The organism is Verrucosispora sp. WMMD1129, from assembly GCF_029581255.1.
Classification (GTDB): Bacteria; Actinomycetota; Actinomycetes; order Mycobacteriales; family Micromonosporaceae; genus Micromonospora; species Micromonospora sediminimaris.
On sequence record NZ_CP120741.1, the window covers coordinates 472,479 to 495,627 of the forward strand.

The 23,149-nt window shown below is 70.5% G+C and carries 18 protein-coding genes; 4 read left to right on the forward strand and 14 right to left on the reverse strand.

What is annotated here, in order from left to right; translation table 11 throughout:
- Positions 1-9 precede the first annotated feature (9 nt).
- The gene (locus O7624_RS02175) at positions 10-1,617 is read right to left on the reverse strand and encodes an ABC transporter substrate-binding protein (RefSeq protein ID WP_282238688.1); all 1,608 of its coding nucleotides are present in this window, start codon (positions 1,615-1,617) and stop codon (positions 10-12) included.
- Between the two features lie 310 nt (positions 1,618-1,927).
- On the opposite strand from O7624_RS02175, the gene O7624_RS02180 reads away from it, so the two are divergent.
- Together O7624_RS02180 and O7624_RS02185 are read left to right on the forward strand one after the other, a co-directional pair.
- A complete protein-coding gene (locus tag O7624_RS02180; RefSeq protein ID WP_282238689.1) occupies positions 1,928-2,464 on the forward strand; it encodes a cupin domain-containing protein in 537 nt (178 codons plus the stop codon).
- A 58-nt stretch (positions 2,465-2,522) separates the two neighbouring features.
- Positions 2,523-3,479: an acyltransferase domain-containing protein gene (locus O7624_RS02185; protein WP_282238690.1), complete on the forward strand. Its 957-nt coding sequence runs from the start codon at positions 2,523-2,525 to the stop codon at positions 3,477-3,479.
- On the opposite strand, the gene O7624_RS02190 is transcribed toward O7624_RS02185, so the two are convergent.
- Together O7624_RS02190 and O7624_RS02195 are read right to left on the reverse strand one after the other, a co-directional pair.
- Positions 3,406-4,278 carry a DUF4184 family protein gene (locus O7624_RS02190; protein ID WP_282238691.1) on the reverse strand — a complete coding sequence of 291 codons (873 nt, stop codon included), beginning with the start codon at positions 4,276-4,278 and terminating at the stop codon, positions 3,406-3,408. The genes O7624_RS02185 and O7624_RS02190 overlap by 74 nt on opposite strands.
- Before the next feature lie 93 nt (positions 4,279-4,371).
- Entirely contained in the window at positions 4,372-5,700 is a 1,329-nt protein-coding gene (locus O7624_RS02195) for a cellulose binding domain-containing protein (protein WP_282238692.1), read from the reverse strand.
- A 391-nt stretch (positions 5,701-6,091) separates the two neighbouring features.
- Here O7624_RS02195 and O7624_RS02200 point away from each other — a divergent pair, with 391 nt between their 5' ends.
- Positions 6,092-7,969 carry a Xaa-Pro dipeptidyl-peptidase gene (locus O7624_RS02200; protein ID WP_282238693.1) on the forward strand — a complete coding sequence of 626 codons (1,878 nt, stop codon included), beginning with the start codon at positions 6,092-6,094 and terminating at the stop codon, positions 7,967-7,969.
- On the opposite strand, the gene O7624_RS02205 is transcribed toward O7624_RS02200, so the two are convergent.
- From O7624_RS02205 to O7624_RS02225, 5 genes are all read right to left on the reverse strand, one after another.
- Positions 7,931-9,160, reverse strand: a complete 1,230-nt coding sequence (locus tag O7624_RS02205; RefSeq protein WP_282238694.1) for a low temperature requirement protein A — start codon at positions 9,158-9,160, stop codon at positions 7,931-7,933. The two genes, O7624_RS02200 and O7624_RS02205, sit on opposite strands and share 39 nt — an antisense overlap.
- A 62-nt stretch (positions 9,161-9,222) precedes the next feature.
- Positions 9,223-9,747: an NUDIX domain-containing protein gene (locus O7624_RS02210; RefSeq protein ID WP_282238695.1), complete on the reverse strand. Its 525-nt coding sequence runs from the start codon at positions 9,745-9,747 to the stop codon at positions 9,223-9,225.
- Positions 9,748-9,790: 43 nt separating this feature from the next.
- Complete coding sequence (locus tag O7624_RS02215) at positions 9,791-10,324, reverse strand: AAA family ATPase (protein WP_282238696.1); 534 nt, start codon at positions 10,322-10,324, stop codon at positions 9,791-9,793.
- 81 nt (positions 10,325-10,405) lie between these two features.
- Positions 10,406-11,287 (reverse strand): hypothetical protein, encoded by an 882-nt coding sequence (locus O7624_RS02220; protein WP_282238697.1) that lies wholly within the window; start codon positions 11,285-11,287, stop codon positions 10,406-10,408.
- Entirely contained in the window at positions 11,284-12,495 is a 1,212-nt protein-coding gene (locus O7624_RS02225; protein ID WP_282238698.1) for an MFS transporter, read from the reverse strand. Before O7624_RS02225 ends, O7624_RS02220 begins: the two co-directional genes overlap by 4 nt.
- Positions 12,496-12,553: 58 nt before the next feature.
- Here O7624_RS02225 and O7624_RS02230 point away from each other — a divergent pair, with 58 nt between their 5' ends.
- Positions 12,554-13,549, forward strand: a complete 996-nt coding sequence (locus tag O7624_RS02230; protein WP_282238699.1) for a helix-turn-helix domain-containing protein — start codon at positions 12,554-12,556, stop codon at positions 13,547-13,549.
- Here O7624_RS02230 and O7624_RS02235 read toward each other — a convergent pair.
- The 6 genes from O7624_RS02235 to rpsD all read right to left on the reverse strand — a co-directional run bounded on the left by O7624_RS02235 (position 13,536) and on the right by rpsD (position 23,117).
- Positions 13,536-15,482: a copper resistance CopC family protein gene (locus tag O7624_RS02235; protein WP_282238700.1), complete on the reverse strand. Its 1,947-nt coding sequence runs from the start codon at positions 15,480-15,482 to the stop codon at positions 13,536-13,538. The two genes, O7624_RS02230 and O7624_RS02235, sit on opposite strands and share 14 nt — an antisense overlap.
- 119 nt (positions 15,483-15,601) lie before the next feature.
- A complete protein-coding gene (locus O7624_RS02240) occupies positions 15,602-16,624 on the reverse strand; it encodes a hypothetical protein (RefSeq protein WP_282238701.1) in 1,023 nt (340 codons plus the stop codon).
- An 87-nt stretch (positions 16,625-16,711) separates the two neighbouring features.
- The gene (locus O7624_RS02245; RefSeq protein ID WP_282238702.1) at positions 16,712-17,344 is read right to left on the reverse strand and encodes a hypothetical protein; all 633 of its coding nucleotides are present in this window, start codon (positions 17,342-17,344) and stop codon (positions 16,712-16,714) included.
- 36 nt (positions 17,345-17,380) lie between these two features.
- Entirely contained in the window at positions 17,381-19,786 is a 2,406-nt protein-coding gene (locus tag O7624_RS02250; RefSeq protein WP_282238703.1) for a family 43 glycosylhydrolase, read from the reverse strand.
- 85 nt (positions 19,787-19,871) lie between these two features.
- Complete coding sequence (locus O7624_RS02255; protein ID WP_282238704.1) at positions 19,872-22,295, reverse strand: glycoside hydrolase 43 family protein; 2,424 nt, start codon at positions 22,293-22,295, stop codon at positions 19,872-19,874.
- Positions 22,296-22,508: 213 nt separating this feature from the next.
- Positions 22,509-23,117, reverse strand: a complete 609-nt coding sequence (gene rpsD, locus O7624_RS02260) for a 30S ribosomal protein S4 (protein ID WP_282240517.1) — start codon at positions 23,115-23,117, stop codon at positions 22,509-22,511.
- Positions 23,118-23,149 lie beyond the last annotated feature (32 nt).

Here is a 23,149-nt window from a genome sequence, read left to right on the forward strand (position 1 = left end):
GTGCTCCGACTACCTGCGGCCGACCGCGGCGACGTCGACCTGCCAGCCGGCGGCGGAGTAGTCCGCGCCGGTCAGGTCGGCGGTCGCCACCACCGTGGAGGAGTTGCTGGCCAGCACGATGTACGGGGAGGACTGGTTCATCAGCCGCTGCCATTCCTGCATGGCGGTGGCCCGGGCCGCGAGGTCGAGGGTCTCGGTGACCTTCTCACCGGCGGCGACGACCGCCGGGTCGGCCCGCTCGACGGTCCAGCCCGAGCGCAGTGCGGTGGCCTGCCCGGGCGCCATGTTGTTGATCAGTGAGTCGGCGACCGGGTAGTTGAGGCTCTGCGGAGTGAAGCCCAGCGGGGACTTACCGCTGCGCATCTCGTCGAGGAAGGTGGTCAGCGGCTGCGGGTTCAACTCCAGCGTGATGCCGGCCTCGGCGGCGTCGCCCTGCACCTTGGTGGCGACGGTGCCCAGGTCGACGCCCTTGTAGGTGATGGCCGGGTAGTTGAACTTCACCGTCGGGTTGGTCAGTTCGGCCTCGGCGAGCAGCGCCTTGGCCTTCGCCACGTCCCGGGTGGACGCCTCACTCTCGGGCAGGGTGCCGGGGAAGGCCGGCGCGACCAGGCCGGCGCCGGGAGCGGCTCCCTCGCCGTACAGCGCGGCGATGCCCTGGTAGTCGATGGCGGCACGCAGCGCCTGGTTGAACTTCGGGTTCGCGGTCACCGCCGAGACCGCCGGGTCGGCGTTGAGGAAGAGGAAGTAGACGGTGTCCTGCACGCCGGAGGTCTGCAGGCTCTCCGGCAGGCCGTCGAGCAGCTTGCCGGAGATGTCCAGCGAGATCTCGGCGCTCTCGGCGCGTTGCATGGTCAGCTTCTGGGTCTGCACGTCCATGTTGCGCAGTACCACCCGCTCGAACTGTGGCTTGTCGCCCCAGTAGTTCGGGTTGGCCTCCAGCACCACCTGCGACTCCGGCTCGTACGACTTGAGCACGTACGGCCCACTGCCGATCGAGTTGGTGTCGAGGTACTGCTGGGCGGTGTCGCCCTGCGCGGCGTCCGCGCCGTCCTTGGCACCGTTGTCCCGGGCGACCTCGGCGTTGAGCACACCGGTGGACGGCATCGCCAGCACCACCGGAACGTTCGGGTTGGGGGTGGCCGAGGTGACCACGACGGTGCTGTCGTCGGTCTTGCTGACGCTCAGCTCGCTCACCGTGACCGCCGGGCTGCCCTTGATGTTCTTCAGCCGGTTGAGGGAGAAGACCACGTCGTCGGCGGTGAGCGGGCTGCCGTCGGAGAAGGTCACTCCGGAGCGGAGCTTGAAGGTGAAGGTCTTTGCGTCCGGCGACGCCTCGTACGACTCGGCCAACGCCGGGACGGGGGTACCGACGTCGGAGCCTTCGAAGGTGAGCAAGGTGTCGTAGAGGGCGTGCACGGCGGTCAGGCCGGTGGCTTCGTAGACGCGACCAGGGTCGAGGGTCTTGAGCACGAACGACGTGTTGACGGTGAGGGTCTTGGCCTCGCCACCGTTCGCGTTGCCACCACTGCCGCCGGCCGTGCAGGCGGTGGTGGAGATGATGGCCAGCGTCGCCAGAGCGAGCGCTCCGGCGCGGAGCCGGCGGGGGGACACCGACATGCTGTTCCTACCTTCGTATGGCGCGGCCCGCTGCGCGGGACCCGCGGGGCATCGACGTCCGGCGGCACCACCACCGGCCGGGCCCAGACGGCCAATGCCGGTGTTCCGGGTTCTCTCGGGGTGCGTCGGGTTCTCGGGGTGCGTCGTCGCAGGGTTGGATGTAGCCGGACTCGCATTCGTCCGGTTCATGTCTGGACGCGGCGTGTCCACCAGTACCAAACAGCGCCGCCCTCGTGTTTGACCACCCTAAACACGGCCGTGTAGCTTGGTCAAACATTTTTAGCCACACTGTTATCGGATCGAGGTTCACATGCTCGGTGACCGGCTCCGCGTCCTGCGCCAGCAGCACTCCCTCACGCTGCGGCAGCTCGCCACAGCCGCCGACGTGTCACCCGCCCTGCTGAGTCAGATCGAGAACGGGGCGACCGACCCGAGCCTGGCCACCCTGCGCAAGCTCGCGCAGGTGTTCGACACCTCGATCGCCGAGTTGTTCTCCGAGCCGGAGGCACCGGCGGTGCACATCAGCCGGGCCGGCAGCCGCAGCCTGCTCACCGCTCCCCCGGGCCAGATAACCTACGAGCGCCTGACCCCGGGGCGCGGCGATCTGGAGGTGCTCCAGGCCCACCTCGCCCCGGGCGACGCCAGCTCGGCCGAGCCGTGGGCGCACCCCTCGACCGAGTGCGCCATCGTCATCAGCGGCGAGGTGGTCGCCGACATCGGCGGCGAGACGTACACCCTCACCGCCGGTGAGGCCGTCACCTTCGACTCACGCCTGGCCCACCTCTACCGCAACGCCAGTGACCAGCCAGCCCACCTGATCATCGCGGTCACGCCACCCAACCCCTGAGCGGGCTGACCGGCATCGCGCTGTTGCGGCGGCCGCGCCGGTCGCTACTGTCGTCCGCGTGAATCTGGACGACATCGCCACCCGGCTCGGCGTGCCCATCGAGGACATCGACCGTGTGCACCGGCTGGCCGGCGAGCACCCGTCGGCGCCGGTGCCCGCCAGCGCCGACGCGCCCGCGCTGCTCGACCGGCTCGCCGTACGACCGGACGACGCCGCCGAGATCATGGCGGGCTGGCCGGACCCCGACTCCACGCAGTGGACCCCGGAGCTACGCTGGCTGCTCGACCGCTCGATCGCCCTGGTCCGCACGGATCTCGGCGGTCACGAATGGCTGCCGCCCGGTCCGGCGCTACCGCGCGAGCGGGGCCCCGCCTGGCGGCACCTCTACGTCTACACGTACCTGGCCCTGGTCGACGTGGTCAGGGGGTACCACCGTGACCACGGCGTTCCCGACGCCGTCTCCTGGGCGACCCTCGCTGACCTGGGTCGCAACCTCGCCATCGACCGGCGGATGAATCGCGAGGGCTGGTCGGTCATGCAGAGCTGGCTGACGCTGCACTCGCGCGGCGCGGTCTACGAGCTGGGTCGGCTTCAGCACCATCGCGGCGGCACCGCCATCGACCTGCACATCCCCGACTCGGGGTCGCTGACCCCGGAAGCGGTCGAGGCGTCCCTCGACGAGGCCCGGGCGTTCTTCCCGCGCCACTTTCCCGACGAGCACTACACGTCGTTCGCCTGCGGTTCGTGGCTGCTCGACCCGCAGCTGCGGGAGTACCTGCCCGAGGAGTCCAACATCATCCGCTTCCAGCGACGTTTCGAGCTGGAGCCCTATCAGGAACCGGAAGGGCTCGACGCCGACGTCGAAGTGGTGCGGTTCGTGTTCCGTACCCTGACCACACCGCTGGACCAACTGCCGCGCGACACCGTGTTGCAACGCGCCGTCATCGACCACCTGAAGGCCGGCCGCCACTGGCAGTGGCGCCGCGGACGCTTCCCGATTGAGCCGGTCCGCTGACCGCGGCGGGTCGGCTGGTGCTGCCGCTGTCACCTGACGCGCCCGGGTAACCCGCACCCGAGCGCTGGGACCGGATCCGGACGGCGATGGCGGCGGCGAGCAGGGCCAGACCAGCGACGTGCAGCGACCGGACGATTGTCGCGGCGAGGATGGTTGCACCGGGCAGCAGCGGCACGAGCGCCAGTCCGGCGACGGACACCAGCGCGGCGACGCTCCAGAACAGCACTGGAAGTCGACGTGGCGGTGCGAGCCGGCGAGCTCCTGCCGCCGCCGCTGCCCGCCGACCGAGGCGTGCGGTGAGCACGACGACGAGCAACGCACCGACGAGGGTGCTCGTCAGATCCGAGACCGTCCACCAGGCGACGTCCGTAACGCTCGACCATCGGAGACCGAACACCACTCGAAGCCAGCCGTCGGTGTGCGTCAGCCAGTCCCAGCCGAGGTGGCTCGCCGCGCCGAGGAGCGCCGAGCTGATCGTGATCCACCAGCGGTGCGGCCACCGGGCCAGGGAACCATGCCCACTCCAGCCGAACCGACGCTCGCCGGGCAGGTGAGCCAGGATTGCGTCGGCGCAGGACCGGCAGACCGCCGCGTACGCCAGCGCCACCGGCAGGCACCACCAGAACAGCGCCGGCCAGGAATGGGTATCGGCAAAGGTTCGTCCGGTCGGGCCGGTTGCCAGGTAGACGACGTCCGGCGACATCGCGCCCAAGCTCAACGTCACGCCGTCGAACCACCGGGGCCGCCACCACTTGAGCGCCAGCACCGGCGCGAGATGCGAAGGGAAGGTCAACGGCACGGTGCGGAGCATAGGGCCTGTCGTCCGCGCGGGCGTCGGCCCGCGACCGGGCGCGGACCCCCGAGTGGGATCCGCGCCCGGACAATGTACGGATCAGCTGACGGTGCAGGTCGCGCCGTTGAGGGTGAACGAACTCGGTTCAGCGGTGTTGCCGGTGTGGGTGGCCTGGAAGCCGATGCCGACCGACGCGTTCGGGGCGATGGTGCCGTTGTACGACATGTTCCGCGCGGTCACCTGCCCGGAGGTCGGTGAGTAACTAGCGTTCCAGCCGCCGGCGATGGTCTGCCCGCCGGGCAGCGTGAAGACCAGCGACCAACCGTTGATGGTGGAGCTGCCAGTGTTGGTGATGGTGATCTGTTCGGTCAGCCCGTTGTTCCAGGCGTTGACCTCGGCGGCGACCCGGCACGCTCCGCCACCGGGCGGCGGCGTCGTCGGGCTCGGGGCCGGCGTGGTGGGGTTCGGCGGCGGGGTGGTCGGGTTCGGCGGTGGGGTGGTGCCGCTGCCGAACTGGGTGAAGAAGCGCCAGGTCTCGCCCGGCAGCCAGGTCCGGGAGCCGCTGTCACCGGGTGCGCCGTCCTGTGGTGCGGCGATGTGTCCCTCGTCGAACGCCGCCCAGACCACCGGGTAGCCGGACGTGCAGCCGGAGTAGGTGGTGCTGCGGTGGGTGAGGCTGCCCTGCGACGGTTCCGGGGGATTCTGCGCGGTGCAGCCGTTGTTGCGGACGAACCGGTCCCGCAGCGACCGCCCGTTGGAGATGTTGAGGACGCTGTCGCGGATGCCGTGTGCCCCGAAGTAGGCGACCGGCTGGGTGCCGCCGCTGCATCCGCTCAGCTGCGCACCGCCGTAGACGGCGACGGCGCGGAAGATGTTCGGCCGGGCGCAGGCGACGGCGTAGCTCATGGCGCCGCCGTAGCTGAACCCGAGCGCGAAGCGCTGGGTGGTCTCGACGCAGAGGTCGCCCTCGATCTGCCGGAGCATGTCGTCGACGAACGTGACGTCTTCACCACCGGAGTTGGCCCAGCCGCTGTTGAGGCCCTGGGGCGCGACGAAGATGGTGCTGTTGTTCGACAGCGGCAACAGTCCGTAGTAGGCCCAGGTGTCGCGCTGCACCGTCTGGCCGGTGGCCACGTCGGTCGCCGAGCCGTTGAGCCAGTGGAACCCGAACACCAGTCGGTACGGGTGGTTGTTGTTGTAGTTGTCCGGCACCCGCAGGATGTAGCTGCGGTTCTTGCCGCTGCTCTGGATGGTGTGGGTACCGCTGCGCAGCGTGGGCGTCTTGCCGCAGCCGGCGGTCGCGGCCAGGATGCCCGACTGGGCGGCCGGGACGCTGCCGGGGTTCGCGCTCAACGTCGTACCGGCGGCGGCCAGCACCATCAGGGCCGCGAGCGCGACCGGTCCGAAAATCGATTTACGCCTGGACATCGTGACTCCATTCCGCGCCCGCTGTGGACGCGCGGCGGTGCGGCGCATCGCCCTGGTGGCGGCGCCGGGAACGGCCGGCGTACCGCGGGGTATGCGCCTGGGTACGGTGCGACACCGTTCGGGCTGTCAGGTCAGGTGGGCGGCCCGGAGCGGCGATGCTCTGCGTGTGCCACGGCTCCCGCGACGTACCGTCAGCCGCCCTGGACCGGCGGCGTGACCCGTCCCGCACGGGGCCCGCAGTGCCCGTCAGCCGGCGCAACGCGCCTCGGCTCGCCTGGTCACCGACCGGGCGGGGGACGTCGGAGCGTGCCCTTCGCTCCTGCCTCCGAAACGTAGCCAGTGAGCGATAACATCGCAAGGTGTGAATGTCTAAACTCCGAAGGGAGACGCCGTGCGTCGGTCCCCCTACCTGCTGGCACTGCTCGGCATCGGTCTGTCCGGCACGCTGGTGCTGCACGCGGCTCCGGCGGCGGCGCGGACCGCACCCACCGCCACACCGGGAATCGTGGTCGTCGACGGCATGACCCAACCGGTGTTCTCGCTCGCCGACGCGATCGAGGAGCGGGTTTACGTTCAAACCACTGTGGACACCGACCATGACGGCCGCCTCGACCGGGTGGCGATCGACATATCCCGGCCCCGGGAGACCGCCACCGAGGGATTCAAGGTGCCGGTCATCTTCGAGCACAGCCCGTACCGCAAGGACGTCTGGTATGACGTGCCGTACCCGAGCGTGCTGGTGGACGAGCTGCCGCAGAACGGCGTCGACCGCCGGGCCGGCCGACGGACGTCCGACGTGGCGGTGCAGCGGGCGGCGACAAAGGCCAACCTGCCCGGTTCACTCGACGACTACTACGTGCCCCGGGGCTACGCGGTGGTGCTCGGGCAGAGCGTCGGCACCGGCGATTCCGACGGCTGCCCGACCAGCGGCGACCAGGCCGAGACGCTCGGCACCAGAGCGGTGATCGACTGGCTGAACGGGCGGGCGAAGGGGTACGACGCGGCTGGCGCGCCGGTCACCGCCGGCTGGACCACCGGCACCGTCGGCATGACCGGCGTCTCCTACAACGGCACCCTGCCCAACCAGGTGGCTACCACCGGCGTCCCGGGGCTGCGGACCATCGTGCCCGTGGCCGCCATCAGCAGCTGGTACGACTACTACCGCGCCAACGGCCTGGTGGTGGCACCGGGGACCTATCAGGGTGAGGACACCGACGTGCTGGCCGGGTTCACCGCCGGTCAGTCCCGGGCACAGGGGCGCTGCGCCGACGAGATCGCGGAGCTGACCGCCCGGCAGGACCGGGTCACCGGCGACTATTCGGCGTTCTGGCGCGACCGTGATTACCTTGACGCACGGCAGGTGCGGGCCAGCGTGCTCGTCGTGCACGGCCTCAACGACTGGAACGTCAAGACCGAGCACTTCGCCGGCTGGTGGGACGAGTTGGCCCGGCACCGGGTACCGCGCAAGATCTGGCTGCACCGGGGCGGGCACGGTGGCCCGGGCAACACCGCGTCGGTGACCCTACCGGACGGCCGGACCTGGACGTGGAAGCAGACCGAGAACCGCTGGTTCGACCACTGGCTGTGGCAGGTGCCCAACGGGATCATGGACGAGCCGAGGGCCGTGGTGCAGCGCGAGGACGGTGGCTACACGACGTACGCCGACTGGCCCGATCCGGGCAGTCGGGAGGTCCCGCTGCGGCTGGCCGCCACCGACGCCACGATCGGCACGCTCACCTCCGCCCGGGCGCCGAAGCGCTCCGTCGAGCAACGCTTCGTCGACGAGGGGCGCACCATCCACCCGGACACCCTGGTCGCCGACCCGGAAACGGCAAGCCCGCACCGGTTGGCCTACCTGTCTCCCACGCTGCCCCGCGACGTCCGCGTGTCCGGCCGTCCGGAGCTGCGGCTGCGGCTGGCGATCGACAACAAACCGGACGCGAACCTCACCGCCTACCTGGTCGACTACGGGCGGGCCGGCTCGACCGCCGCACCGACGGTGGTGACCCGCGGCTGGATGGACCCGCAGAACCGGCGGAGCATCTCGCGCACCGACCCGCTGCGCCAGGGCAGACTGTACGACCTGCGGTGGACCCTGGAGCCCAAGGACCACGTCTTCCCGGCGGGTCACCGGATCGGTCTGGTGATCTTCTCCAGCGATCAGGATTACACCCTGCTTCCGCTGGGTGGCACCCGGCTGCGGGTCGCACCGCACCACAGTGAGCTGCGCCTACCGGTGGTCGGCGGAAGGGCCGACCTCGGCTTCTGACCCGGAAGGGTGGGCGGCACGACCGGCGCCGAAGACCCGTTCGTAGCCGACGAGCACCACGAGGAAGGTGGCGAGCAGGCCGAGGGCAACCAGGCCGGGCAGGTACCGTCCGGCCGGCAGCAGCGCCAGGGCCACCGCGGGCGCGAGCAGCTGCGCCGGGGACACCGATCGGACGCTGAGCCCACGGAACAGCACCTCGCCCGCGAGATACAGCGCGACCCCACCGAACAGCGCCACGGCCGAGATCCAGGCCAAACCCGACTCGGCGGCGTGCCAGGGTCGATGATGTGCCAGCGGGGCGATCACCTCGTGCACCCCGAGCGCCAGATAGATCGTCCCGGTGACCAGCGCGAAGTGGCCGTCGCTGTAGGCGTTGGCGGCTAGCCGATCCCGTCGCGGACCGCGCTCAGCCATCAGCGCCTCGCCCGCCGCCACCGAATTCAGCATGTACAGCCGAAACAGGCAGACCGTGACCACGAGGGTGAGCAGCGCGGCCAACATGGTCGGACCATTGATCATTTCGGAGCCGATGCCGGCGCCGACCGAGATCAACGTCTCGCCGAGCGCGATGATCACCACGAGGGTGTGCCGTTCGGTGAAGTACTCGGAGCTGCGCAACGGCCACCCGCTGATCCGTGAGGCGACCAGTCCGCCGGCGAAGTCGACCGCGACCGCCACCGTCCAGAGCAGCAACTGTGCGCCACCACCGAGGACGGCTCCGAGGACCAACGGGATCCAGGACAGCGCGGTGGTCGCGGTGTAGATGCGCAGCGTACGGTGCAGCCGCCGGTCGCCCTCGGCCGCCCGACGATAGAGCGCCAGGTGGACCGCCCGCACCACGAGATACGACAACACCAGGATCAGGCGCGGACCCGGGCTCGGTTCCCACACGTTCGGGATGACCACGGCGATGAGAAAGATCGGACCCATCACGGCGGTGGTGCCGGCCCGGATCAGCCCGATGTCGGCCCGAGCCTGGTTGCCCAGCCAGGCGTAGATCAGCCAGGAGATCCACAGCAGCAACAGGACGACCAGGCCCTGGAGCAGGGTCAGTGGCGAGGTGTGACCAGCCATGTAGGCGGTGATCCGGGTCAGCGCGAAGACGAACACCAGATCGAAGAAGATCTCGTACCGCGTCGTCCGGTGCATCTCCGTGGTCGTCTCGACGCGCCCTCGGAGGAACCGCCCCATGTGCCCATCTTCATCGTTGCGACCGCCGTGGTCCCGACGATTGGCCAAGCTCGACCCTCCGGCTAGGCCGGCAGCTGGCGCAGGTAGTGATCAAGGGTGACCCGCCCGTCGGGGACGAACGGCCAGGACGGGTCGGCGAGCCGGGCGGCCAGCTCGGCCAGGTCGAGCCACCACCCCTCGGCGACCTCGCTGGGCTGATGCACGACCGGGCCGCAGCGGTGCCGCCGGTAGCGGGCCTCGAAGACGTAGGCGAGGTAGTTGGTGCGCGTGTCGGCGTACCAGTACCGCAGGCAGGGCCGGATCTCGCAGTTCGTGACGCCCAGTTCCTCGGTGAGTTCCCGGGCAGCCGCCTCGAACGGGTCCTCGCCGGCCAGCACGACGCCTCCGGCGAAGGCGTCGTGCATGCCCGGATAGACGTCCTTCGTGTCGGTGCGGCGGTGGACGTACACGCGGTCCCGCTCGTCGCGCAGCAACACCGCCGTCGCGGCGTGCGGCAGGTTGCCGGCACGTACGGCACTGCGTGGCGCGGTGCCGGTGACGGTTCCCGAGATGTCACCTTCCAGGTAGAGCGCCACGAGTTCGTCCATCCGCCCACCGTAGCGCCCCACCCGCCGGCCACCGGCCGACCCTTCACCGGGACGGCAAGCCGTTCAACCAGCGTTCGAGGGCGTCCGGAGTCTCGAACAGCAACACCGGCGGTCCACTCGGATCGGCGTGCCAGGCCCGTAGTCGACGCCGTTCCCGGCCGAACTCGGTGAGGTGCCACACCAGGACCGACTCGCTGGACAGCACGCTGCCCAGCGACTCACGGTTGCCGTTGCAGATCTCCTCCCCCGTCGACAGCCGGCGCAGCGTACGCCGCAACAACCAGCGAAAGGACAGCCCGCGCGGGTAGTCCAGACCGATGACCAGGTCCGCGCGGGCCAGCGGCACGTCCCGCCAACCGTGGTACGCCCCGTCGAGAATCCAGCGGTCCCGGCGGCAGATCGCCTCGATCCGGCTGCGTTGCCGCGCCACCGGCACCTCGACCCAGTTGGGCTCCCAGAGCAGGTCGTCGACCGGGTACCAGGGCAGCCCGAGCCGCTCGGACAGCCGTTGTGCGAGGGTGGATTTGCCGGAGCCGTGGATCCCGTAGACCAGGATGCGCGACAGCGTCTTGCTCATCGCGCGGCAGCCTATCCGGCCGCCGCCACCAGCCCGAAGGAGGCGGCCGGGCGGCCGGTCGACGGCCGCCCGGAGCCGGGATCAGCGGTTGGTGGCCAGGTCGCCGCAGTCGATCTCGTCGGGCAGCAGCGGTCGCAGGGCCACCGTCCACCGCTTGCCGTCCGAGACCCACGGGGTGGCCGCGTTCGCCGCCGCCGCGGCGGTGAGCACCTGCTGCGCCTCGTCACCGGTCGCCGTGACACAACCCAGGCTTAGGCCCTCGCCGAGTTCGGCGCCCGGCAGCGCCGGCCCGGGCCAGGCCACCTCGGGCTGCTCACCGGCCTCGGCATTGGCGACCCAGGGCTCGGCCACGGCGGCGACGGCGGTCGGCACGTACGGCTGTGTATCGGTCGCCGCGGCGGCGAGCGGACCGGACTCGGCGGTCAGCGAGTCGGCGAACTCCCGCAGGGTGTCCCGCTTCGCCCGCTGGTCGGCAGTGAGCCCGGTCTGCGCTCCGCCGGACTCGGCCAGGGCATAGACCTCCAGCTCCTCGACGCCGTTGTCACCGAGGATCGTGAAGCGCGTCGCGGGCGCGTCGGCGACCGGCGGCGTACCGAAGTCCGCCGGTCCGCCCACCCCGGCGGCGCGGGCCGCCTTGAGCAGTTCCTCCACCTCGGTGGCGCTGATCGTGCCCACCTGAAGGTTGGGCAGCGCCGGACCGGGATAGATCAACGGCACCGGCCCCTGGGTGATCACCCGGCCGTCACCGTAGACGCTGACCGTGGGCAGGCGGGTGGCCAGCATGGCCGGCGTGACGAACCCCCCGGTGTGCTCCATCCGGAACACCACCGCGTCGGCGGAGTAGGACCGCTCGGGTGAGTCCGCCTCTCCAGACCCGGCGTCACCGGCCTGCTGGCCGCAGGCCGCGGACGTCAGCAACAGCAGAGGGACGACCGCGAGTCGCCCGCTTCGACGAATGCTCATGCCGATCGGACGTCGGCGGGCGCCGATCGGTTGCATCCGACCGGCACCGGCGCGGTCCGCCGCAGGCCCCGGGTCAGCAGCAGCGTCGTGACCAGCGACAACCCGGCCATCACCGCCACCGCCCGGTGGGTCGGCAGCAGGTCGGCGACCGTACCGGCCAGCGCCGCGAAGACCGCCTGACCGGCCAGCATCCCGTTCTGTTGCAGGCCCAGCACCTGACCCCGGGTCTGCGGCGGGGAGCCGGCGATCAGCCGCTCCTGCAACGGCAACGAGACCGCGAACCCGACCGAGGCGACCAGGGCGAGCAGCATCGCCAGCGGCAGCTCCGGACGGATCAGGAAGACCAGGTAGGGCACGGGAAGCAGCAGCCGCAGCGGCAACACGTACCGCTGCCGCGCCGCGACCGGCAGAAACCGCCCCACCAGCACATCGCCGGCGAGCATGCCCAGGGCACCGGCGGCGAAGAGGAAACCGGCCCGGTCCCCCGCGTACGGCAGGAAGAGCGCCTCACAACCGACGACCAGTCCGTTGGGCAGCCACAGGTTCAGATACAGCGACCGGCGTCCCGGGTCCGACCACAGCTCCCGGTTGATCCGCATGGTGCGGGCGGTCGAGGTCCGCTCACCGGCCCGCGCCGGCCGCTCCCGCAACCCGAACCAGGTCACCGCCACGGCCAGCGCGCGCAGCGCGGCGGCGACCAGGAACACCTGATAGGGGCTCAACCAGACCAGCAGCAGACCGCCCGCCCCGAAGCCGGCGATCTGCATGACGCCGACGCTCACGTTCATCGTCGACCGGCCCAGCACGTACGCGTCGGCCGGCAGAATGTCGTTGATCAACGCCCAGCGGGCACCGCCCGTCACCGACCCGACGTACGCCACGAGCAGGATCACCGCGAAGCGCACCGACAGCGGCAGACCGGGGACGGCCTGGAGCACCGCACCGGCGAGGCCGACAAGCGCGGCCAGGGTCAGCGCCCGGCGCGGCGGCAGGCTGTCGGCCGCCGAGAGCAACGTCAGGCTGCCGAACACGCTGGCAAGTGGCGCGCCGAACATGCTCAGCGCGGTGAGCAGTGCCGAGCCGGTCACGGCATAGGTAAGCGCACCGAGGGCCAGCGCCGACGTGGTGTGGGCCGCGATGCCGGCGCAGTTGGCCACGAAGAGGTTGCGGAATTCGGTCACGGCGAACAGTTCCGAGTACGTCCTCACGCCGACGATCGTGGGGGCGTCGATGCGGGCGGCGTAGAGTTACGGCTGGGGGCGAAACATGTCGCTGTGGCGGGTGCCGGTGGATCTGCTGGCGGGCAGTCGCTTCGTCATCTCGCCGATGACGGACACGGTGGCGGCGCTGAAGGCGCTGCACAGCCCCCGCCACCCGTGGCAACACTCCTGGCGACGGCCGCACCTCGGGGCGTACCAACGGATGCTGGCGCGGCGGCCGGTGCTTCCGGCGCTGCTGGCGGCGGCCTTCGCGCCGCGGTGGATCGCTGATTTCCTCACCCTGCCGCCCGCGACGGCGACGCCCGCCTTCGCTGAGGAACTGGCCGTGGTCGCCGCCCGTTCCGACGAGCGGATCCGCGCCGACCTGCGGGCGACCCGGCCGGGACCGCTCGCCGAGGTGCTGTGCCGAGACGGTCTCACCGAGCAGGTGGTGCGCCTGCTCGACTGGGTCTGGACCCACACGGTGCGCCCGGAGTGGCCGGAGCGGGAACGCCGGCTGCGGGCCGACGTGGTGGCCCGCACCTCACGACTGAGCGCCCACGGGTGGGCGAGCCTGTTCGCGGACCTCAACCCCGGGATGCGGTGGCTGGGTGACGGCTGGCTCCAGGTCAACGACCACCCCGCCGCGCCGCTACCGCTCGACCGGGCCGCACAACTGGTGTTCGTCCCGGCGCACTGCGCCAAGGGCTGGGTGGTGTGGGACCAGGACCGGTTCGGCATGGTCTACCCGGCCAGCGGCATCCTCGCCGAGGTGCCCCCGCCCACCCCGAACGGGTTGGACCGGCTGATCGGCCCGAACCGCGCCGCCATCCTGATCCGGTTGGGCACGCCGCTGAGCACCTCGCACCTGGCCGCGCTCACCGGGCTGTCCCTGGGCGCGGTCGGTGACCACCTGCGGGTGCTGCTCGACGCGGGCATGGTGACCAAACGCCGCTCGGGGCGGGAGGTGCTCTACTGGCACACCTCCCGTGGCGCCGCCCTGGCGGCCGGTGAGCCGGTGCCGGCGGATGTCCGGGTGGACGAGGTCCTCAGGCCAGATTGATCGTGAACGCCGCGGTGTGCACCTTCCCGTCCACCTGGAAGTCGAAGAACGCCCGGTAACGGCCGGCACTCGGCGCGGTCAGCCAGAACTTCACCGCGCCGTCGACCAGCTCCGGCTCCGGATGGACGTGCAGGAAACCCAGGTCGCCTTCGCGGACCACCACCAGATGCCCGTACGCGCCCAGGTAACGCTCCAGCGGCACGAGACCGGTGGCCCCGTCGCGGTCGACGCGGAGGGTCAGCGGAACGGTCATCCCGATGGTGGGCGCGCCGGCCAAGGACACCGTGTACGGACCGGTCGTCGTCTGCGGCTGCGGCGGGGGCAGTCCGGCCGGTTGGTAGTTGCCCGGCACCTCGTGGTCGACGCCGAGCACCAGCGGCAGCCCTTTGCCGTCAGCCGTGGTCACGGTGAAGTCCGCGTAGATGCGGTAGCCGCCGGGTCGGGTGATTTTCAGCGGCACGCTCCAGGTGCCGTCGTCCGCCATCGTCGGGTGCAGATGCTGGTATCCACCGAGGTCACGGCCGACCACGATCATGTGCAGCGGCTTGTCGTGCACCACCGCGAAGCGGGTCACCGGCTGCCCGTCGACCCCCACCACCCGGAACCGGTAGTCGCTGGTCGCGCCGGCCGCCTGGGAGCGCAGCACCGGCTTCAGCGTGTACCCGGCGACGCTTACCGTCGTACCGGTGGCCTGGTCCTGGCCGTCACCTGGATGCGAGTGCGGGCCGGTTCCCGGCCGGTGCTGGTGTCCGTCGCCGGCCGACAGCGCCTGCGCCGCGTCCCGACCGCCGCTGCCCGGTGCGGTGCCCGGCGGCTGCGCGGTGTAGGTGGGGTCGTCGTCGGTGCCGATCCGGCCGAGGGCGAACCCGGCCAGCAGCGTCAGGACGAGTCCCCCGACCAGCAACGCGAGCCGGGTGTCGCCGACGCGCTGCCACCAGCCGGTCGACGCGGATCCGTCCGCCGGTGCCGCAGCGGCGGCTTCCGCAGGTTCGCCGTCCGTCACCGGCGCGGTGGTGACCGCCTGCTGGGCCGGGGTCGCCGCCGGTACCGTGGCTGCCTTCGCGCCTCGCCGAGCGGCCGGGACCACAGCCGTGCGTGCACCACCTGTGGCACGCCGCCCCTTGGCCTTCGTGTTCGGCTTGGCGCGAGGTCGGTTGGCAGCGGACCGGCGTACCGCCTTGCGACTCCGCTCGACGCGGGCCGGGCGGCGCTGCCAAACGAGGAAACCGGCGACCGCGACGACGGCCACCACCACGACGACCCAGCCCAGTGGGCCCATGCCGCCGGAGTCGTCCGAGGTGGGTGGCGCGGCGGCAACCGACGGGAGCGGTGCCGTCGGGGCGACGGGAGTGGTGTCGCCGGCTGCCTGCTGCGATCCGGTGTCTCCGTGCTGCTCGGCGGCGGCGAGCAACGACGGATCCGGCTGACCGGTGGGCGGTTGCCAGTTCGGCGGCGCGGCCGTCGGCTTACCGGTGTACCGGAAGGTGACCGTGCCACGCACCGGGTCACCGTCCGAGGCCACCGACAGGTAGCTCACCGAGTACTGGCCGGCGGCGGGCAGGTGCGCGAGGGCCACCACCGCGGGAAAACCGGTGGTGTACTCGCGCGGTTCGAACACCCCGTCGACCAGGAAGTACTCCCGCACCGGACGGTCCAGTGTGCGGGGTTCGCCATGCGTCCAGCCGTTGTCGACCCGGGCGCCGCCCGGCGCTGTGACGGTGAAGTACGCGTCCTCGCGGACCCGCTCGGTGAAGGTGAGCTGCACGGCCGTCACGGCCTCATCGACGGTGGCACCATCGGCCGGTGTGGACGTCGCCAGGGTGCCGTGCGCCGAGACAGGCGTGGCGGTCCCGAGAAGGACGACGCTGGCGGCGAGGGCCAGAGCGAGCAGACCGGCGGCGACACGGCCGTGAGCCCGAGGGAGACGACGCATCGGATCATCCTCGCGATGACGCCGCTTTCTGCAATAGGTCGTCATCTTTTTGTTCAGATGGGAAAAGTTCTGGTCGTCCCGACCGATACCGGGATGGTGGTCCACTGCCGTCGTCCTGATCAGTCGGCGACGCGGACGGACTCGCGGCCCTCGGCCCGGGCCTGTTCGAGCAGTCGGGCGAGCTTCCGACGACGTCGGCGGCTGATGGTCCGCCAGCCCAGCAGCAGCGTGCCGACGAGCACGCCGAGGACCAGCTGTGGCCAGGGCAGCGCCCACGCGGTCACGGAGATGGTGGTCGGCCGGATATCGGCACCGGCCGGATCACCGGAGACGACCGTCGGGGTGACCTCGACAGTGGTGGTGAGCCGTCCCAGCCCCCAGATCCCCCCGACGTGGGCTTCGACCTTTCGCCCGTCGCCCGGTAGCAGCTCCGGCACGTCGGTGGCGGCGCTCCGGCCCGCCAGGCCGAACAGCTCGCCCACCCGTACGCTGCCGTCACCGGTAGCCGCGACGTTGCCGTTGTTCTGCGCCGTGAACGTCAGGTGGACATCGCCGGGGCTGAAGGGATTCCACGACCTCTCGTACCTGACGCTGAGATCCTCCACCGCGACTGCGGCGGTGACCGTGCCGCTGGCCCGCAACATGACCCGGAACCCGACCCTGCTCTGCACCGCCACCGTGCCCCCGGCGCTGGTCACCGTGGCCGCGACACCGGCCGGATGATCCCCCGGCGTCGCGTCCGGCGGCACGGTGATGGTGAACGGCACCACGGTCGTCTGCTTCGCCCCGACGGTCACCGTTTCGGGCAGGGTGATCCAGGTTCCACCGTCCACCGACTCCTGGCCGGAGGTCAGCATGTTGAACCGCCCCTTGTCGGTCAGGTAGCCGTCGGCGGCCTGCAACGCGAACACCACCGGCGCGTCGCCGAAGTTCCGCACCGCCAGGTGCTCGGTCAGCACCGTACCCGGATCCAGCGTGTGCTCGATCCACCGACGGCCGTCCGGGCCCCGGGCGTCCGCCGGCTGCACCGCCCAGGTCACCGTCGCACCGGTCGGCTCCGCCGACACGGGGACCGGCGCGGACAGCACGATGGCCGACATCGCGACCAGCACCGCCCCCCACCGTGGCAGGAATCGGATCATCACAGTCCTTCGAGGTCGGGATAGTACGGACCGGGGGCCGCCGGTCGGCGACCCCCGGTGTGCGGTGACGTGCCACCGCACCGGCCGTCACTCGAACAGGGACAGAGTCAACGTCGAGGTGTACGAACCGGCTGCGACATCCGCCGGGGTGCGCAGGAACAGGTCGGCGTCGACCGAGTACGCGTCCCCGGCCACCGCACCCGAGTCGAACGTCGAGACCAGCAGCTCCTGGTCGACCAGACCCACGTTGTTCCCCGGCTGCGTCGGCTCGTCCAACACCGTGACGACCTCTTCGCCCGCGCTGACCAGGCCGGTGTCGCCGCCGTCGAGCAGTCGCGGCTTCCAACCCAGATGCCCGGCGGCGATCGGCGCCTGACCGGCGCTACCGACGAAATCGGTAGCGCTGCCCAGCACCGCCCACGCCGCACCCTCGGGTGCCTCGTCGGCCGTGCGGGTGTCGGTGACGGTGACCGTCGGCAGCCCGCCGACGAACTGGCGTACCAGCAACGTCGAGCCGTCCTCGGTCAACGCCACCGAGTCCCCGGCGATCGACATCGCCAGCACTCCCGGCTCCTGGATCTCCTCGATGTCGACCGTGACCTCCACCTCGCCGGTGCCACCCGGCTCGGCCTGGGCCGGTGACGGCACCACCGCCGACCCGACCAGGAGGACGCCCGCAGCCCCCGCTGCGACCAGCCGCTTGCGATTCCATGTGCTCATCCGTTGCTCCGTTGTCGTGTGTGGATGGGGTGCAGGTCAGGCGCCGCAGTCGGCAGCGGGATACCCGGCGGTGCGTACGGTGGTGCCCTCGACACCGTCGGCGGTGACCCGGACGGTCGCCACTCCGGCCGGGACCGTCGGCGTCCGCGCGTTGAACTGCTGGTACGCGTTGGCGCCGGGTGCCACGCCGGTCACCGACCGCTGCCCGTACGCCGTCTCCAGCACCACGTTCACCGGCGTGTCGTGATCGTTGCGCGCCTGCACCGCCACGTACGCGTTACCACCCACGCACCGTGCCTGGGCACTGACCGTCACCGGCACCCCGGTTCCGTTCTCGAAGGCCCAGGTGTCCAGTTCGAAGAGGTCGGCGCCCTCCGGCCCGGCGTAGGTGAAGTACACGTCGTGCACGCCCGCGACACCGTCGAGTTCGGCGGTCAGTTCCGTCCACTCGCCGAGGGGCGCGTCAACCGGGATGGTCGCGACCACCGGTGCGGTGACCTCGCCCAGTCGAATCTGGATCGATCCGCCGCTGACGAGCGGCCGTACCTTCGCCGTCACGCTGCGGGCACCGTCACCGAAGTCCACCGACGACAACGCCGTCCAGTCGCCATCGTCGATGTCACGTACGACCAGGTTCGGTGCCGCGTCGCCGAACTGCGCGGACCCGCCGTCGACCTTGGCGGTCGCGACACCCTTGCTCCAGCCGAAGGTCTCCGCCTCGAACACCCGGTACGGGTCGAAGTCGCGGACCTGGTCGACACCGGCGTAGGTGCCCACCACCTGCTGGATGGTCCCGTCCTCGTTGAAGCTCAGCTCCTGGATGTGCGGGCTGCGGTACCCCTGGGTGGTGTTGCCGTTGATGCGCTTGTTCAACGTCGGGGCGTGATACGTGAAGTAGTGCCTGCCCTCGTACTCGAAGACGGACTGGTGGTTGTTGCCGCCGGTGCCGGTGCCGAAGAACTGGGACTGGTTCGGGAACAGCACACCCGCATAGGTCTCCTTCGGCCACTCCATCGGGTCGTCGGAGATCATGTAGCCGATCTGGCCGCCGCCGGGATAGCCGGGCAGCGGAGTCTGGTTGCCGCCGAAGTCGTTGCCGCCGAAGTGCGACGAGTACGACAGGTAGTACTTGCCGTCGCGCTTGAAGACCTGGGCCGCCTCGAACGCCACCGGGGCGTCCACCACCTCCGCCGTACCCTCGGTCGACACCATGTCGTCGCCGAGCTCGATGACCCGCAGGTTCTTCGGGTTGTTGAAGCGCTCGGCCGGCGGCATGCTTGTCGACGCCGGGCCACCACCGAAGTAGAGGTACGCCTCGCCGTCGGAGTCCACAAGCGGAGCGGGGTCGAACTTCCAGGCGACGTCCTCGGCACCCGGCGTGCGGCCGTCGATGAGCGTGCTCGTCCGCTCGCTGGTCCACGGACCGACCGGCGAGGCACCCGTGATCACGTTGCTCGAACTACCGTTGTTGGCGTAGTAGAGGAAGAACTTCTCCTCGCCGTCGACCACCTTCTTGGCCATCCCGGGGGCCCAGGAGTTGGCGGTGAAGGGTGCCACCCCGTTCGGGCCCGCGACCTGGATCTCGCCGTGATCGGTCCAGTTGACCATGTCCGTCGTGGAGATCACGGTGATCTGGTTGATGTCGCCGTAGTTGATGCCCGGCGAGACCCCGGTGGCCGGGTCGGGCGCGTACCCCTGGGTGTCGTTGGTCAGGTACAGGTAGACCCGGCCGTCGTGCACGAAGCCGAAGCCATCGGCACCGAACTTGTGCCCGATCAACGGGTTGTGCTCGCCGGGCAGCTTGCCGACGACCTCAATCGTCTTCGACGGCGCGGGCGGCGGCGCGGCGCCGACCACCGACACGCCGTCCAGCTTGAAGTCCATCAGGTGCACCTCGGGGTCCGACGACGGCGTGCTCGTCCACGGCGTCTCGAAGAACAGCCGGGCGGTCGACACGTTCTGATCGGCCGGGATGGTGAAGGTTCCGGTGAACTCCGCCCACTGGCCCTTGGTGGCGACGACGCTGACCAGGTTGGTGTAGGTCGCCGCGCCGTAGTGCATCGTGGCGAAGAACTGCTTCGTCGCCGGTCCGTTCGGGTTCTCGTACTTGATCCGGGCGGTCAGCGTGTAGCTCTGCCCGGCCTGCACCCGGCCGCTGAGATCCTGCATCGGACCGGACCCGGTGGTCGCCCGGTTGGTGACGAGCACGGCGTTCGAGCCCGCGTGGGCGTCCGCGGTGAGCGACAGAGTGGCGCTGTCGGTCGCGTTGCCGTTGTTGACGAACCAGCCGGTGAGGCCGTCCTCGAATCCGCCGTTCACGACAAGATCGGTCTCGTCCGCCTGGGCCGGCGACCCGGCGACGAGCCCGGTGGCCAGCATGAGCCCGACCGTGACGACAGCGGCGGCCCGACGTAGGGCCGCCCTTCGCACGCGATGTGTCACTGACATCCTCCTTGATCACTGCGGTGGATCCGGGGGTTCGGATGCTGGCGGCCGGCCCGGGCCGTCCAGCCTTCGCCGTGGCGGGTCAGCAGTCCGCAGCCAGGTGGTTCGCCGTATGCACGGTGGTCACCATGCGTCCGTCGACCGGCCCGGTGACCCGGACGGTCACGGTGCCGGCGGACACCGCCGGGGCACGGGTGTTGAACTGCTGGTAGGCGTGGGCGCCGGGCGCGACGTCCGGGACCGACCGCTGGCCGTACGCGGTCTCCAGCACGATGTCGACCGGCGCGTCATGGTCGTTACGGGCCTGCACGGCCACGTACGCGCTGCCACCGACGCAGCGCGCCTGCGCGTTCACGGTCACCGGCACCTCGACCCGGTCGGCCCGAAGTACGCCGAGCCGGGCGAGCTGGTAGCTCAGCGCCCGCTCGGGGGCGTCGATCTGGTTCTGGGTGCCGAACCCGGCGGCCCGCGCCGCCTGCGCCTCGGCCAGCCGGGCGAGCATGACGGCCCAGGCGTCGGCGGGATGGTCGGCCTCGTCCAGCGACCCGGCGTACGCGATGGCGGCGTCCAGTCGGCTGGTGTCCAGTGGTCGGCCCTGGGCCGTCAGCGTGTCGCTGAGCAGGAAGTGGTCGAAGTCGACGTGCCCGCCAGTCTGCTGGGTCGCGTAGTTGAACAGGCCGACCCGGTGCCCCATGAAGTGGGCGAGACTGCCGTCCAGCGTCTGCGGGCCGACCCGGCTGCCCAGTTGGGACCACTGACGCCCGTCGAGGCTGTAGTGGAAGGTCGTCCAGAGCTGACCGGTGGGCGAGGCGAAGTCGAGGTCCGCCTTCAGGTGCACCTCGGTGGCGTCGCTCAGCGGCACGGTGCTGCCCGGCAGGAAGTTCTCCAGCGTCGCCTGATCCAGGTCGACCGCGAACGGTTGGCCCCGGTTCACCACGCCGATGGTGTTGACGCCACCGGTCCGCTTGACCGCGACGTACGAGAAACCGCGGTTGTAGGCGGCCAGACCGGCGACGTCGCCGTCCTTCATCCCGGAGATGTCCATTCTGGTTTCCACCGACTGCCGTGGTCCGAACGTCCGCTGCGACAGGGTGTTGCGGGCCTCCTCGAACCAGGCCAGTTCGGCGCGGTTGGCGAGCTTGGTGTAGACGTAGTCGCCGGTGACGACCTTGCCGGCGGTGAGTCGCAGCCATCCGGCGCGGTCGGTCAGCGACCAGTACCGGTTGTCCGGGGCGTGGTTCCATTGCCACGCCAGGTCCAGCCGCGACCCGTTCGGCGCGATCTCCTCCGCGCTTCCCGGCGGCGGCGTCCACTCTTCGTCCAGGTAGGGCTTGTGCGGCGCGTCGTTGGCGAAGTCGTCGGAGACCACGATGCTCTGCTGCCGGGCGAACAGTTCCTCGGCGGGGCTGAGCCGGATCGGTTTGGCGAAGGTGCCGTCCACCGCCACGACCCCGTTGGCCCCGAAGGTCGGCCAGCCGTCTGACCAGGTGGCGGGGATGAGCGCCGGGATGCGGCCGATCGGGAAGGTGTCCCGGAAGAACATGCCGTACCAGTCCGTCGTCCCGCCGTCGCGGGTGATCGGCACCAGGCTGCCCTGCGCGAATCCGTTGGAGTTGAGCACGCCGCGCGCCTCGTAGGTGTTCACGCCGCCGGTCGAGGTGTAGCGGCCGAGCAGTTCGCGGGAGCGGAACATGACGACCTGCCGGCCCTGGCCGGAGGGCCAGGTGATGATGACCGCGTAGTACCAACCGTCGATGTGGTAGAACTGGGCCCCCTCGAACAACCCGCCGATGAACGGCTGACCGGCGTAGTCACCCGCGGTGAAGATGTTGGGGTAGTCCGCGGTGATCTCGGTCAGGTCGGCGTTGAGCCGTACCGCGCTGGTCCCGCCGGAACCGTAGAAGATGTACGGCGTGCCGTCGAGGTCGAAGAAGAGCGAGGGATCGTGCAGGCCCCGGCCCAGCGCCGTGCGCTGCCACGCCCCGTTCTCGATGTCGTCGGTGCGGTAGATGTACGCGCCGCCGAGGTTGTTGGTGTTGAACGCGACGTAGAAGACGCCGTCGTGGTGGCGCAGGGACGAGGCCCACTGGCCCTGCCCGTACGAGTTCTGCCCGTTGCGTAACGAGAACGAGTCGCCGACGCTCGCCCGGTTGAACACGTAGTTGACGATTTCCCAGTTCACGAGGTCGTAGGACTTCATGATCGGCGCACCCGGGCTGAGGTGCATCGTGGTGCTGATCATGTAGTAGACGTCGCGACCCTCGTCGTTCTCGGCCGCCGGCACCCGTTCCACGCTGATGTCCGGCACGTCGGAGCGCAGCAGCGGCACACTGTAGGTGCCGTCCCCGCGGTCGGTCGAGGTGTACGACGAAGGAGGGGCCCACTCGTCGGCGGCGTGCGCCACGCCACCTGGGGAGATCGCGGCGGCGCAGAGCAGCACGCCGGCCGTGACCAGTGGGATTCGTCGTGGCGGGCGTGGGGCAGGAGGGCCGGCAGACACCTGCATGGCGGGGCTCCAGACGCGAGTGGTACGGGAGCCTCTATGCTGTTAGCGCTAACATAGATCGTCAATACCTTGGTCGAGATCGATCCGAAATATTCGTGAAACAGCGCCGCCGCCAACCCGGCGCAGGTGGGTCCAGAAGGGACCGGTCACCGAACCCGGACGGCTCCGCCTCCACTGAATGGCGGGCAGCCGGCCGGGCGGCGGTGCCAGGGTTCAGCGCGAGTAGTACTCCACGACCAGTTGCTCGTCGCAGTGGACCGGCACCTCGGCGCGGTGCGGCAGCCGGGTCAGCCGCGCGGTCAACCCGGACAGGTCGACGTCGAGGTACGCGGCCGGGCGCTGCGGGGCGTGGGTGCCGGCCGCGGCGACGACGAAGGGCGTCTTGGCGCGGCTGCCCTCGCGTACCGCGAGCACGTCACCGGGGCTCAGTCGGGCGGACGGCCGGTCGACCCGCCTGCCGTTGACGTTCACATGCCCATGGCTGACAGCCTGGCGGGCCTGGTAGATGGTGCGGGCGAAGCCGGCCCGCAGGACGAGCGCGTCGAGACGGCTCTCCAGGTCGATCACCAGCTCCTCGCCGGTCTTGCCCGGGCGACGCACCGCCCGGTCGAACGCCCGCCGGAGCTGACGTTCCCGCAGGTCGTACTGGGCCTTCAGACGCTGCTTCTCCAGCAGGCGGACCTTGTAGTCGCTCTCCTTGGTCCGCGAGCGACCGTGGACTCCCGGCGGGTACGGCCGTCGCTCGAAGTAGCGCACGCACTTGGGCGTCAGCGGGATGCCGAGCCGGCGGGAGCGCTTGATCTTAGGGCGGGACTGGTTCATCATCACCTCTCTAGTAAGGTAAGGCTAACCTA

What these genes read in the sequence shown, in the direction of transcription:
- O7624_RS02175 (WP_282238688.1), bottom strand. Translation starts at nt 1,617, where the DNA reads ATGTCGGTGTCCCCCCGCCGGCTCCGCGCCGGAGCGCTCGCTCTGGCG.
- O7624_RS02180 (WP_282238689.1), top strand. Translation starts at nt 1,928, where the DNA reads ATGCTCGGTGACCGGCTCCGCGTCCTGCGCCAGCAGCACTCCCTCACG.
- O7624_RS02195 (WP_282238692.1), bottom strand. Translation starts at nt 5,700, where the DNA reads ATGTCCAGGCGTAAATCGATTTTCGGACCGGTCGCGCTCGCGGCCCTG.
- O7624_RS02205 (WP_282238694.1), bottom strand. Translation starts at nt 9,160, where the DNA reads ATGGGGCGGTTCCTCCGAGGGCGCGTCGAGACGACCACGGAGATGCAC.
- O7624_RS02210 (WP_282238695.1), bottom strand. Translation starts at nt 9,747, where the DNA reads ATGGACGAACTCGTGGCGCTCTACCTGGAAGGTGACATCTCGGGAACC.
- O7624_RS02215 (WP_282238696.1), bottom strand. Translation starts at nt 10,324, where the DNA reads ATGAGCAAGACGCTGTCGCGCATCCTGGTCTACGGGATCCACGGCTCC.
- O7624_RS02220 (WP_282238697.1), bottom strand. Translation starts at nt 11,287, where the DNA reads ATGAGCATTCGTCGAAGCGGGCGACTCGCGGTCGTCCCTCTGCTGTTG.
- O7624_RS02230 (WP_282238699.1), top strand. Translation starts at nt 12,554, where the DNA reads ATGTCGCTGTGGCGGGTGCCGGTGGATCTGCTGGCGGGCAGTCGCTTC.
- O7624_RS02235 (WP_282238700.1), bottom strand. Translation starts at nt 15,482, where the DNA reads ATGCGTCGTCTCCCTCGGGCTCACGGCCGTGTCGCCGCCGGTCTGCTC.
- O7624_RS02240 (WP_282238701.1), bottom strand. Translation starts at nt 16,624, where the DNA reads ATGATCCGATTCCTGCCACGGTGGGGGGCGGTGCTGGTCGCGATGTCG.
- O7624_RS02245 (WP_282238702.1), bottom strand. Translation starts at nt 17,344, where the DNA reads ATGAGCACATGGAATCGCAAGCGGCTGGTCGCAGCGGGGGCTGCGGGC.
- O7624_RS02255 (WP_282238704.1), bottom strand. Translation starts at nt 22,295, where the DNA reads ATGCAGGTGTCTGCCGGCCCTCCTGCCCCACGCCCGCCACGACGAATC.
- rpsD (WP_282240517.1), bottom strand. Translation starts at nt 23,117, where the DNA reads ATGAACCAGTCCCGCCCTAAGATCAAGCGCTCCCGCCGGCTCGGCATC.